This window comes from Streptomyces sp. D2-8 (assembly GCF_023184515.1).
In the GTDB taxonomy this organism is placed as follows: Bacteria; Actinomycetota; Actinomycetes; order Streptomycetales; family Streptomycetaceae; genus Streptomyces.
Window position 1 is genome coordinate 300,978 of the sequence record NZ_JAAHBP010000005.1, and the last position, 11,803, is coordinate 312,780.

An 11,803-nucleotide genomic window follows, 5' to 3' on the forward strand; every position below is an offset into this window, starting at 1 on the left:
TCCCGCGCCCGGCGCTACGGCTGCTTGTCGCGGGCGGCTGAGGCCTGCCGGGTGTCCGCGCCGGAGCTGACGTGCCGCTGGGTCTCGTGCGGGCCGTGCCAGTCCAGGCACATCACCGTGGCGTCGTCCTCGAGCCGGCCGCCCGCCGCGTCCCGGACCGCGGACGTCAGCGTCAGCGCGGCCTCCCGCGGGTGCAGCCCCCGGGTGCGCTCCAGCAGGGCGGCCAGGTCGACCTTCCCCCCATGACGTTCGACCATGCCGTCGGTGAACATGAGCAGACGGTCGCCGGGGCGCAGATCGATGCAGACGGGCGAGGCCGCCATCCACCCGACGCCGCGGCGGACAACGTCGAAGGGCCCCACCGCAAGCGGTGGGGCCCTTCGACTTCGTGCCCGGTGAGGCACTGACCTGCGGTGGATCGGATGGTTCGGTGACGTCCGGACGCTGCTGAACGTGGGTGAACGAGACCAGAACCGAGACCACGAGGTGACGGGTGGGTGGCTCACGTCGTTCGGTGGGTGCTGCACTCACGCCGGATTCCTACTTGTTTGATAATGTCGATCGCTATGAGCGAGATTCCTTACAACGTCGGCGAGGGGCCAGCCACCAGGGTCAGCCTCTCCCTCCCCGAGGGGACGGCGGAGGCGATCCGCCGACGGGTCGGCAAGCGTGAGTTCTCCGCGTTCATCACCGAAGCGGTGGAGCGCGAGCTGCGAGGTCAGATCCTGGATGAGTACCTGGCCGACTATGAACGCCGTCAGGGGCCGATCTCCGAGCACGAGCAGGAGCGGGCACGCCGGGTCTTCGACGAGGTGTTCGCCGAGGAGGGGCAGTGGCCCGCCGCAAGCTGAGTCACGAAGGCACCCTCGTTCTCGACTGCGAGGGCCTGTCGAGGTTCGTCAGTGATCACGAGCCCGTCGTCGCCCTCGTCGCCGAAGCCCGCAAGCGGGGCATGGAGGTGGTCATCAGCGCACTGACCATCATCGAAGCGGTGCATCGCCGGACCGACAAGGCGCGGCTCGCCTGGGTCCTGTCCGGCGTGCGGATCGTGCACATCGGCGACGAGGAGGCAAAGGCCGCCTCAGCCATGCTGATCAATGCTGGGCTTCATGGTCACAAATACGCCATCGACGCCGCCGTGGCCGAGATGGCGCTGCGGCAGCGCCGCCCGGTGGTCATGCTCACCTCGGACATCGACGACATGACGAAGCTCTGCGGCGACCGAGTGCGCCTCGTTGCCGTGCAGTAGATGCCCAAGACCCGAACGCCGGGGACGGAAGGTCGGCCGTACGTTCTTGTCCGGGCGCGGTGGGGCCGGTGGACCAGTCGGTAGCACCCAGGGCCGTGAACGGCTGCGTGGCCGGGACGCCTCGTCTTTCATGGTGCCGTGAGGTGCAGCAGCCGCGTGTTGGCTGCGTCCGGCGTGAAACGGTCAGGGGCGAATTCCGCGGCGGACCGAAGTCCGAGCCACTCCAGCATGGCGTGGTGTTCCCCATGCGCCGGACGGCATTTGGGCCATGGCGCTGAGGTTCTACGGCCGCATCGCTGAGGAGCTGTACAAGGCCCGCCGAGAAGGCAGCATCCCGCTCACCATCGTCTTCGACGACGGCATCACCGAGATCGGCACCGCTCCACAGGATGGCGAGGACACCCCCCAGCACTCCACAGGATGGCGAGGACACCCCCCAGCACTCCACAGGAGCAGCCGCAGGATCGGCAGAGACGGCCACAGCACCAGGGCGCCACGCCATGGGGGAGTGCGGACTCTGATGTCATTCCCCGGAAGTTGGTTCCATCTCCACGACATGGTGAACGGCACTCTTGTCGATGGCCTGACAGGTTGCTTTGCAAGATCGATGTCAGGTGCGAATAAGGAACACACGCCGCGCCTGGGGATCTAAAGGCGCGGCGCGTTTCCGGTTTCCTGTGACCTGGAAACCGTTCTCGGTATCTCACGGGGAGACAATCGAATGAACAAGGGCATACGAATGCGCCTGATGTCCGGGGCTGCCGCCGCTTTCGCGGCCGGGGCCCTCGTGCTGACGGCGTCGCCGGCTCACGCCACCTCGGCCTCCACTTCTGTAGGCATCCCGGGCGGCAACAAGATCTCGATCAACGCCTGGCACTGTGGCTTCTACGTGACCGCCTGTGACTGGAAGGCGTCCACGAAGATGTCGGGCACGAACCCGCGCAAGGCCAAGTGGATCCAGAACCGCGCGGAACTGGCGGCCCACGGCGTGAGCGTCTCCATCACGATTTCCAAGAACCCCGAGGCCACGCTCACGATGAAGAGCCGGTCCCTGGGGGAGGTGCGCTGGAAGAACACCAATGCCAACATCTCCGACACCTACGGCCAGATGCGCCCGGGCGGTGCCACCACCTACGTGTCGACCAAGAGCTGTGGCTCGGCCAAGGTGACCAACTCGATCAACGTCAGCGAGAAGTGCGCCTACGCGGGCGCCGCCTGATGTGCATTCGCCCAGGCGGATGCAGCGCGTGAACTGAGTAAAGGTGTCACACCGTCAGGGCCCGGCGGTGTGACACTTTTCGTGAGCTGAAGAACAACGCACGGGGGCGTTCGGTGAAATTCGGTGCGGCGACGCGCGGCAGAAAGCTGGCGTCCCAGTTCGTCTGGGCAGCCATGTGTGCTGCCCTCTTGACGTCGTGCATATCCACGTCCGAAGAGTCCGGGGGGCGTGACTCCGCCGCTGCTCGGCAATTCGACCTTCTGGTCAGTAATCAGAACGGCTACTATTACCACCCCTTTCTGCGGCAGCAGCCAGCAGGTCCCCAGGCGCATTCCTTCGCGTTGCGGACGCTTTACGAATTGGGCCGGGCCCCGAAGACCAGTATGGCCTCGGCCCAGGTCAGGTCGTTTCGCAGGGGAGCGCTGGAGACCTCCTCGCTCTGGGGCCGTAACTGGCTGATCCCGCTGTGGCGGGCCGGTGCCGACGAAGCGCTGGGCACCGGCGACGCGGCGGACGTGAGCAAGGCCCGGAACAAAGGCGGCTGGTACGTCGACTCCGCCCTCGGCGACGACGGTGACGCGGCGCGCCTCGGCGCCACCTGGGCCGCCGTCGAAGTACTCGACGCACTCGGACGCCTGGACGACCTCCCGGCGGCTGACCGAGCCGCCACCGTGGCCTGGCTGCGATCGCTGGCCGACAAGCCCCGCGCGCTCGATCAGAGCAGCGCCCTGGCCCGCTCGCTCCAGATGCTGAAGGAGCCCGTTCCCGCCACCCTCACCCGGATCGCGGCACCGCGCACGGACGATTTCGCGGACCTCACGCCCGACGACAGGGCGACCTGGCTCGCCGACACCTACAGTTATGTGCTGATCCAGGAGGCGGCGGGGAAGCAGCCTGCCGTCAACCGCGAGGTTTGGGAACCGGTACTCCGGGACGGCGCGGCGACGCTCCCCTATGAGCAGCTCTACGAGCTGGTCCACGTGCTGAAGGCGGCCGGTTCGCCGAAGTCCGTGTTCGCGCCGGTGCTGAAGCGACTGGATGGCGAACGGCTCGATGACGGGACGGTCCGCGACCCCGACGCCTACATCGGCAACCCGGACGCCTCCCTCTTCGTGCAACGGCTGCGGACGCTGGCGGGCTGGTCACGCAAGGACCCCGGGCTGCTGGCGGCCCTGGGGCGCGAGGAGAAGTCCGGCGACGTCAGCCAGGAGGGCGCCGAGCGGCTGAACCGAGCCGCCCTCCGCAAGGTCACTGCAGGGGGCGACACGAGCGAACAGGCGAAGCAGCTGTGCGCCAACCCGCAGGTGCTGCCCACCACCGTGACCGAGCACAACGCCACCCAGTGGCAACGCACCACCCTCAACTGCGCCGACGCCGACGTCCCGACCAGCACCCCGACCATCGATACCTGGACCCTGGACACCCCGGACCGGGTGGTCGCGGCAGCCACGGTCACCGTGGGGCTCGCCGACAGTGGCCACCCCGACCGCGTCCCGTCCTGGATTACCGCTGACGCCCTGAGGCCGTGGGCCCGGAACCCGGACCGGTTCACCTCCGTCTACGACTACACGCTGGTCGTACGGGCCTATGCGCTGCTCGATGGCGCACTGGACGCGGCGCTGCGAGAAGCCCTCGGGCGCGGCGTCACGCCGTACAAGGGGTGCCCCAGGCTGCCCGACCTGTACCAGGTCGGCGGCGGCGAAGACGCCTGCGACCTGAAGACCACCTGGGGCGTGTGGACGCTGGATCGGCAACTGCACGGCGCCATGGGATGGTTGCCCCCCGGGACCCCGAAAGACAGAAAGTGAGCGAGAGTTCGGTGAGCGCATTGCTGCGCGCCGAGGGTGTGGGCAAGTCCTACACCCTGCGGGGAAGGAGAGTCGACGTCCTTCGCGGCGTCGACCTCGCCGTGAGAGGAGGCGAGGTCACCGCGCTGGTCGGCCACTCGGGCTCCGGGAAGACCACGCTCCTGCACATCCTCGGGCTGCTGACCCCACCGGACAGCGGCCGGGTGTTCGTCGAGGGCACTGGCAGCACGGGGCCCGTCGACACGTCGGAACTGTCGGACGGGGCGCTGGCGGATCTGCGCCGCAGCAGCCTCGGGTTCGTGTTCCAGTCGTACAACCTCCTGCCACAGCACTCGGCGCTGCGCAACGTCGTCCTGCCGTTCCTCGGCCGCCGTGGAGAGGGCGAGGCACGCGCCCGCGCGCTGCTGGGACGGGTCGGTCTCGCGGAGCGCGCCGACCATCTGCCCAGTGAACTGTCGGGCGGCGAGCAGCAGCGGGTGGCACTGGCGCGAGCGTTGGTCAACGACCCTCCCGTGGTGCTGGCCGACGAGCCGACCGGGAACCTCGACACGGAGAGCGAGGAAGTACTTCTCGGACTCTTCCGGGAGCTGGCGGACGAGGGCCGAGCGGTGCTCCTCGTGACGCACAACCCGGCGGTGTCGGATGCGGCGGACGTGGTGCACCGCCTGGACAAGGGCGCGTTCACGTCCCCGGCCGAGGGTGTGCCGGCGGAGAACGCAGCCGAGCGGGTGGAGACGGAGAGCGCGGAATGAACATCTTCAGTCTGGCGCTGGCCAACGTCCGCACCCTGCGCCGTCGGTTGTTCGGCCTGGTGGCGCTGGTCTCGGTCGCCGCCGCGGTCTGTCTCGGCGCGCTGGGCATCGCCGACCGGGCGCAGGGCGCCACCGACGCGGATGTCAAGGAGAGCAGCGCCAACCGCAGCGTCACCGTCGACAAGCCCGACGGTCGCCCCGACACCCCGCAGCTGACGGACCGTACCGCCGCCCGGCTCGCGAAACTGCCGCACGTCGAGTCGGTGCAGCACCGGGCGCAGGTCTCGTTCGGCGTGCTGACCAAGGCGGGCGACACTGTCCTGCTGTACGCGACGGCCCACCGGCCGGCGCTGACCCCGCCGGTCACCAAATCGGTGCGGAAGGACCTCTTCCCACTGCGCCCCGGCGAGATCGTGGCCCCGGCCGCCTCTCAGGGTGTGGACCTGAGCAAGCTGGTGGGCCAGGAGATCGACATTGAGACCACCCGCTACGTACGGCAGGGCGAGGGCACCGGAGTCAGCAGCCACGCTCGCCTCGTCGGCGTGTACGACCCGACCTGGCAGCTGGACAACCCGGACGCCGCGTACGCCGCCGACGCCACCGTGATCAAGTGGGCGGCGCAGCGGTCCGGGGAACCGGAGGACAGCTACCTCTCCACCATCGGCTACGACCAGCTGACCGTGGTCGCGAAGACGGCCGCGGACGTGCCAGACGTGACGAAGTCGGTGCAGCAGCTGGGCTATCCGGCGGTCACCCTCCAGCAGCAGCTCAACGCGCTGCCCGCCGTGCTGGAGATGATCAAGGTGGTCGGCCAGGTGCTGCTCGGGGTACTCGGCGTGCTCGCGTTCGTCGGCGCGGTCACCGTGACCGGCGCGCTGTCGAGGCAACGTGCCCAGGAGATCGGCATCCTCAAGGCGGTCGGTTTCCGCACCAGGTCGGTTCTGACGATGCTGGTCACGGAGATGGCGCTGGTCGGTGCCGTGGCCGCGTTGATCGGCACCGTGCTCGGCGCGGTACTCGGCAGCGGTGCTGCCGCCCTGCTGCGGGGCAGCGCGGACCTGGCGCCGTATGTCAAGGGCTGGGTGCTGCTGCCGCCGGCGGGCACCCTGCTTCTGCTTCTCGGCCTGACGGTGCTGGTGGTGGCGATGGGTTCGCTGGTCCCGGCGCGCAGAGCGGCGAGGATGTCCCCCACAGATGCGATGAAGGACTGGTAACCCCCATGCCATACCCCAAGACGAGCAAGCACTTCGAGCACCGCACATGGCTGGCCAGTCCGGCACGCACCACCCTCCTCCTGACGGCGATCAGCTCTGCCTTCGCGCTGATGACAGCCTGTTCCGGTCCGGGCGGAGTGGATCTGGGCAACGACTGGAAGGGCTCCAGCACCTTCGCGCTCGCCAAGGTCAACGGCTTGGTGACGGTCGTCGGGATCAACCCGGACAAGAGTCGGGCGGAAAGCCTGGCTGTCGTGCCCCAGCAGGCTGACGACGATGATGCGATAAGCCCGCACATCGTCGAACTCGCCGACGGACGATGGCTGTTGAGCGTCCCCCGCACGGGTGGCAAGCCGGACCGGCGGTACGAGATCAACCGCAAGGACCACACCCTGGACGGCATGACGGGCGACGAGCGGCTCCGCCGGATCCTGCCCGGGAAGACCCTGGTCGCCGAGGTGGCCGGGCTGACCGACACCAAGTCGGCGAGCGGGACCGCCGCGTCCAGCGTGCTGGTGAAGGACCCGGCCCAGTGGACCACCAAGCGCGAACTGAAGGTCCCCGGCACCATCGACTTCGCAGCCTCCGACCCGACCTCGGACACCGTCTGCCTGGGCAGCTCGGAGGATGGAGGCTCCGGCGACGGCACCAGCATCTCTGTTGCAAACCTGACCGACGGCAAGGTCACGCCCGTAGCAGTGCCGAGTGACCTGGATGTCAAGGACCTCGCGTGCCCCTCCGGTCACCCGATCATCGTCGGCTCCCCGGCCTCGGTGAAGTCCGGCGACCTCAAGGTCTCCCTCAAGCGCACCGCCGCCGAGACGGTGGTCATGGTGGACGGCGGCCGGGTCGATGCCGTGGCGGCGACGGACTCCTCCATCGTGGTCGCGGCGGCCACGGGCAACGACACCGAACTGGTCGAGGTCGATGCCACCAACGGCAAGGAACTGCATCGCGCCCGAGTCAAAGATCTCGCTGCATCCCTGAACATCACCCCTACCTCGACCGACTGGCTCGTCTACGCCGAGAACACAGTGACCCGGGTAAACCTCACCACCGGCGAGACCAAGCAGTTCGACCTGCCGGGAACCCTGCTGGACTCCTGACGCCGGTCGTGATCACGGACTGATCACTCACGCTGAAGGTGTGCCCCAGCGGGCACACCCAGGGCACAGCACAACGGAAAACACGAGCCTTTGTAGCCATGCTCGGCGGCAGCCTCTTGGAGACCTGCGTGCTCGTCACCGGTGAAGCGCAGCGGGCCGACGCGGACGGTGCGCTTGCTGCCGGTGAAGCGGCGGATCGTGGGCTGTGTGCTCTTCACGGCGGGCTCGCCGACGGCAGTCTCGGCGGCACGATCAGGGCGCAGGGTCTCGCGCTGGACGGTGTGGAGCGTGTCCGGGGCGGTACGCCCCCGCCTCCGGCCTCCCGGTCCGGCGCCCCCTGGCGCTGGGCCGTCTCCGCCACCCCTGGGGCGGAGACCCCCCGAATCCGGCCTTGAGTCGGGCTCGGGGTACTACTGGCTCGGCCAGGAGCCCCTTTACCAAATGCCCGGCGCCAAAGGGCCTTCAGGTCAACGGACTTCGATGGCTGATCCGGACCTTCGGTTTTGTTGTCGTCGAGGTGCGACCTCTTCCTCACTGCGTTGTCTCCTGTCGGGGCGCGCGGGGCTGTGGGCACCCCTGCGCTGTCCGGGGCGTACGGGTGGGATGGTCCGGGCGCCCAGCGGTTTGGCGGTGCTGCGGTTCTTGGATAGGGGGCTGCTGGTGGCGCGGCTGCCGGGGTGTCGGCAGCCGCGCCGGCCTACCGGATCGGGTGGGCTATGGGTGTCCGGATGGGTTCAGGTTCGGTCGGCGAGGGGGCGCTGGTCGGGGTGCTCGCGGGCCTGGGCGGCGCGGCGGACCAGGGTGATGGCCTCGGTCAGGCGGATCGTTCCGGCGCCGAGCCCGGATTCGGCCAGGGCCTTGCGGGCGCTGTCGCGAGTGATTGCGTCCGGGTCAGGGTGGGCTGCGGCGACCATCTCGGCCAACCGCTCCAGGGACGCCATGGGTGGGCGTCCGCCCTGGCTCTGGGTGCGTGGTCCGGAACTCTCGTCCTGCCCCTGGCCTGCACCGTCGGGCTCGTCCTCGGACTTGCTGTGCGGGGAGCCGGTCGGCGTCACGGTTCCCGTGCCGCTGTCCGGATCGACGCTTCCGGACTCCAGGGCGCCCGGAGCGGTTGCTTCGCCGGGCTGCGGGACCCCGGCCTGCTGGGGCTGAGGCAGGTCGTGCCGCTCAAGCCGCTTCCGCTGCTGGTACGGATCCGTTGGCAGGGTTCCGTCGGTCTGCTGCTGCCGGGCCGTCGCGGACGGCATGCAAAAGCGCTCGCTGTCACGCCAGGAGGCCGCTGACCATCTCTCGGCGCTCGCGGACGCGCTGAGAGAAGGAGGGGACGCCGAGCTGGATCTCGACCCCGGAACGCAGGGCCTGCGGATCCTCGACGACCTTCACAGCGAGATGGAGGTCGAGATCGGTGAGGGGGAGATCGAGCTGGAGATCGAACTGAAGTGGCCGACCGCCCCGGCGCGCGCGACGCCACCGCGCGCGGACGCCCGCGCGGAGGAAACCCCGGGGAAGATGGCGCCCACCCCGGCGGATCGAAGCAGGGGCGCGAAACGGTGCGCCACGAAAACGCCGCGAGCGGACGCAAGGGCCGGGAGGGAGAAAACGTCGAAGGGCCCCACCGCAAGCGGTGGGGCCCTTCGACATCGTGCCCGGTGAGGCACTGGCGGAGGATACGAGATTCGAACTCGTGAGGGGTTGCCCCCAACACGCTTTCCAAGCGTGCGCCCTAGGCCTCTAGGCGAATCCTCCGCCGCAAACAATACAAGACGTTGAGGAGTGCTCGCGAACTCGTTCCCGCCCCCGACATCAGGTAGCCTTGGCGCAGCCCCTCACGCGGCGCTATCTGACTGAACTCCCCCAGGGCCGGAAGGCAGCAAGGGTAGGTCGGCTCTGGCGGGTGCGTGGGGGGCGTCTGCGTTCCGGGGCCGGGGCCCCCGGGGGCCGGAGTGGATCTCCTGGCCGGGGCCGGGCCGGGTCCCGATGTCACTGGGCGCCTATAACCTCGTATGCGTGTCGTCTCTCGCTCTGTACCGCCGCTACCGCCCGGAGACCTTCGCCGAGGTCATCGGGCAGGAGCATGTCACCGACCCGCTGCAGCAGGCGCTGCGGAACAACCGGGTCAACCACGCGTACCTGTTCAGCGGGCCGCGCGGCTGTGGCAAGACGACCAGCGCACGCATCCTGGCGCGCTGCCTGAACTGCGAGCAGGGGCCCACACCCACGCCCTGCGGCGAGTGCCAGTCCTGTCAGGACCTCGCGCGCAACGGCCCCGGCTCCATCGATGTCATCGAGATCGATGCCGCTTCCCACGGTGGTGTGGACGATGCCCGTGACCTGCGCGAAAAGGCCTTCTTCGGGCCCGCCCGGAGCCGGTACAAGATCTACATCATCGACGAGGCCCACATGGTCACGTCGGCCGGTTTCAACGCGCTGCTGAAGGTCGTCGAGGAGCCGCCGGAGCATCTCAAGTTCATCTTCGCGACCACCGAGCCCGAGAAGGTCATCGGCACGATCCGGTCGCGGACCCACCACTACCCCTTCCGGCTCGTGCCCCCCGGCACGCTCCGGGAGTACCTCGGCCAGGTCTGTCAGAAGGAGACCATCCCCGTCGCGGACGGCGTGCTCCCGCTCGTCGTGCGGGCGGGCGGCGGGTCCGTGCGTGACTCCATGTCCGTCATGGACCAGCTCCTCGCCGGCGCCGCCGCGGACGGTGTGACATACGCCATGGCCACCGCCCTGCTGGGGTACACCGACGGCTCGCTCCTCGACTCCGTCGTCGAGGCCTTCGCCACCGGCGACGGAGCCGCGGCCTTCGAGGTCGTCGACCGCGTGATCGAGGGCGGGAACGATCCGCGTCGTTTCGTCGCCGACCTGCTGGAGCGGCTGCGCGACCTGGTGATCCTGGCCGCCGTCCCGGACGCGGCGGAGAAGGGGCTGATCGACGCCCCCGCCGATGTGATCGAGCGCATGCAGGCCCAGGCCGGCACCTTCGGCCCCGCCGAGCTGAGCCGCGCCGCCGACCTCGTCAACGAGGGCCTGACCGAGATGCGCGGCGCCAACTCGCCCCGTCTCCAGCTCGAACTGATCTGCGCCCGCGTCCTGCTCCCCGCCGCCTACGGCGACGAGCGCTCCGTCATGGCCCGCCTCGACCGGATCGAGCGCGGCGTGAACTACTCCGCCGGCCCCGCCGGCATGCCCGCCATGGGGTACGCGCCCGGGCCGGAGGGCCATGGGGGAGCGGCCGCCGCTCCGGTCCAGGCGTCGGGTGGCGGCGGTCCGGTGCCACCCGGCGGCGGCCCGGCCGCGGCCCGTGCGGCGGTCCGGGCGTCCGGAGCACCGGGCAACGGCGGCGCAGGCGGCCATACGGCGGTTGCGGCCGGCTCCGCCCCTCCGGCGGCGGGCCAGGGTGCGCCGCAGCAGCCGTCCCCGGACCAGAGCGCCTCGCCGACGGCACCGGCCACGCCCCCGGGGCAGGCCCCCGCTCCCGGCGCCCCGGCCGGACCCGGCAATCCCGAAGGGCCCGGCGCACCCGCCGAAGCCCCGGCCGCCGCCACGCCCACGGGACCCGCCCAGCCGCCCCAGACGCAGTCCGCCCCCGGCGCCTGGCCCACCGCCGCCTCCGCCGGAAGCGGCGGCCGTCGCCCCGGCGGCTGGCCCACGGCCGCCCCGGGCGCGCCCGCCTCGACCACCCCACCGGCGAACACCCCGCCGGCAAACGCCCCCGCCCCGAGCACGCCACCGACGGCCCAGCCCGCGGCTCCGGCCCAGGCCGCCCCGGCCCCCGCCCCCGCTCCCACGGGCGGCGGCAATCTCGACCCCCGCATGCTCTGGCCGAACATCCTGGACGCGGTCAAGAACCGCCGGCGCTTCACCTGGATCCTGCTCAGCCAGAACGCCCAGGTGACCGGCTTCGACGGCACCACCCTCCAGCTCGGCTTCGTCAACGCGGGTGCCCGGGACAACTTCCTGAGCAGCGGCAGCGAGGACGTGCTGCGGCAGGCGCTGGGCGAGCAGTTCAACGTCCAGTGGAAGATCGAGGCGATCGTCGACCCCTCGGGCGGCTCCGCACCTCCGGCGCCGGGCGGCCCCTCCGGTTTCGGCGGCGGTGGCGGCCACAACACCGGCGGTGGCGGCCACAACTCCGGCGGTGGCGGCGGATACAACGCGGGCGGCGGTACGGCTACGGCCCAGCGCCCCGCCCCGTCCCAGGCGGCGCCCCCGGCCGCCCCCGGCCAGCAGTCGAGCAGCCCCGCTCCCGCCGGCGCCCCGGCCCCCGCGCCTTCCGCCTCCGTCCCCCAGCCGTCCGCCCCGCGGCCGCGCCACGTCTCCGTCGAGGAGGACATCCCCGAGGACGACGACCCCGACCTCGACGAGTCGGCCCTCTCCGGCCAGGAGCTGATCGTCCGTGAGCTGGGGGCGACGGTGGTCGAGGAGTTCACGAACGAATAGCCCGGGTCT

The 11,803-nt window shown here is 70.2% G+C and carries 11 protein-coding genes, 1 tRNA gene, 1 other RNA gene and 1 pseudogene; 10 read left to right on the forward strand and 4 right to left on the reverse strand.

Translation table 11 applies throughout. The features are described 5' to 3' along the window. Positions 1 to 14: 14 nt before the first annotated feature. Positions 15 to 527 (reverse strand): SpoIIE family protein phosphatase, encoded by a 513-nt coding sequence (locus tag G3I77_RS13310; RefSeq protein WP_308311382.1) that lies wholly within the window; start codon positions 525 to 527, stop codon positions 15 to 17. Positions 528 to 566: 39 nt separating this feature from the next. Between G3I77_RS13310 and G3I77_RS13315 the strand changes: the two genes are divergently transcribed. The 7 genes from G3I77_RS13315 (at position 567) to G3I77_RS13345 (ending at position 7,348) form a co-directional block, all read left to right on the forward strand. After that, positions 567 to 851 (forward strand): hypothetical protein, encoded by a 285-nt coding sequence (locus G3I77_RS13315; protein WP_149827015.1) that lies wholly within the window; start codon positions 567 to 569, stop codon positions 849 to 851. Next, positions 833 to 1,249: a DNA-binding protein gene (locus tag G3I77_RS13320; RefSeq protein ID WP_248503402.1), complete on the forward strand. Its 417-nt coding sequence runs from the start codon at positions 833 to 835 to the stop codon at positions 1,247 to 1,249. Before G3I77_RS13315 ends, G3I77_RS13320 begins: the two co-directional genes overlap by 19 nt. Before the next feature lie 721 nt (positions 1,250 to 1,970). Continuing rightward, complete coding sequence (locus G3I77_RS13325; protein ID WP_248503403.1) at positions 1,971 to 2,468, forward strand: hypothetical protein; 498 nt, start codon at positions 1,971 to 1,973, stop codon at positions 2,466 to 2,468. 383 nt (positions 2,469 to 2,851) lie between these two features. Further along, complete coding sequence (locus tag G3I77_RS13330) at positions 2,852 to 4,276, forward strand: hypothetical protein (protein WP_248503404.1); 1,425 nt, start codon at positions 2,852 to 2,854, stop codon at positions 4,274 to 4,276. 11 nt (positions 4,277 to 4,287) lie between these two features. Continuing rightward, on the forward strand, positions 4,288 to 5,028 hold the full coding sequence (locus G3I77_RS13335) for an ABC transporter ATP-binding protein (protein ID WP_248503473.1): 741 nt from the start codon (positions 4,288 to 4,290) through the stop codon (positions 5,026 to 5,028). Next, entirely contained in the window at positions 5,025 to 6,242 is a 1,218-nt protein-coding gene (locus G3I77_RS13340; RefSeq protein WP_248503405.1) for an ABC transporter permease, read from the forward strand. The genes G3I77_RS13335 and G3I77_RS13340 overlap by 4 nt, the downstream gene beginning before the upstream one ends. A gap of 5 nt (positions 6,243 to 6,247) precedes the next feature. Continuing rightward, positions 6,248 to 7,348, forward strand: coding sequence for a hypothetical protein (locus tag G3I77_RS13345; protein ID WP_248503406.1), 1,101 nt, complete (start codon positions 6,248 to 6,250; stop codon positions 7,346 to 7,348). Between the two features lie 86 nt (positions 7,349 to 7,434). On the opposite strand, the pseudogene G3I77_RS41175 reads toward G3I77_RS13345, so the two are convergent. Both G3I77_RS41175 and G3I77_RS13355 read right to left on the reverse strand, forming a co-directional pair. Then, a pseudogene (locus G3I77_RS41175) lies at positions 7,435 to 7,733 on the reverse strand (plasmid mobilization relaxosome protein MobC); the annotation flags it as partial. A 349-nt stretch (positions 7,734 to 8,082) separates the two neighbouring features. Then, complete coding sequence (locus G3I77_RS13355; protein ID WP_248503408.1) at positions 8,083 to 8,595, reverse strand: hypothetical protein; 513 nt, start codon at positions 8,593 to 8,595, stop codon at positions 8,083 to 8,085. Here G3I77_RS13355 and G3I77_RS13360 point away from each other — a divergent pair. Beyond that, entirely contained in the window at positions 8,594 to 9,001 is a 408-nt protein-coding gene (locus G3I77_RS13360; protein ID WP_248503409.1) for an amphi-Trp domain-containing protein, read from the forward strand. The two genes, G3I77_RS13355 and G3I77_RS13360, sit on opposite strands and share 2 nt — an antisense overlap. Before the next feature lie 5 nt (positions 9,002 to 9,006). Here the strand turns inward: G3I77_RS13360 and G3I77_RS13365 are convergent. Then, positions 9,007 to 9,094: transfer RNA gene (locus G3I77_RS13365), tRNA-Ser, on the reverse strand. 71 nt (positions 9,095 to 9,165) lie between these two features. On the opposite strand from G3I77_RS13365, the gene ffs reads away from it, so the two are divergent. Together ffs and G3I77_RS13375 are read left to right on the forward strand one after the other, a co-directional pair. Further along, positions 9,166 to 9,262, forward strand: an RNA gene (ffs, locus tag G3I77_RS13370) — signal recognition particle sRNA small type. A 93-nt stretch (positions 9,263 to 9,355) separates the two neighbouring features. Beyond that, positions 9,356 to 11,794 carry a DNA polymerase III subunit gamma and tau gene (locus tag G3I77_RS13375; RefSeq protein ID WP_248503410.1) on the forward strand — a complete coding sequence of 813 codons (2,439 nt, stop codon included), beginning with the start codon at positions 9,356 to 9,358 and terminating at the stop codon, positions 11,792 to 11,794. Positions 11,795 to 11,803 lie beyond the last annotated feature (9 nt).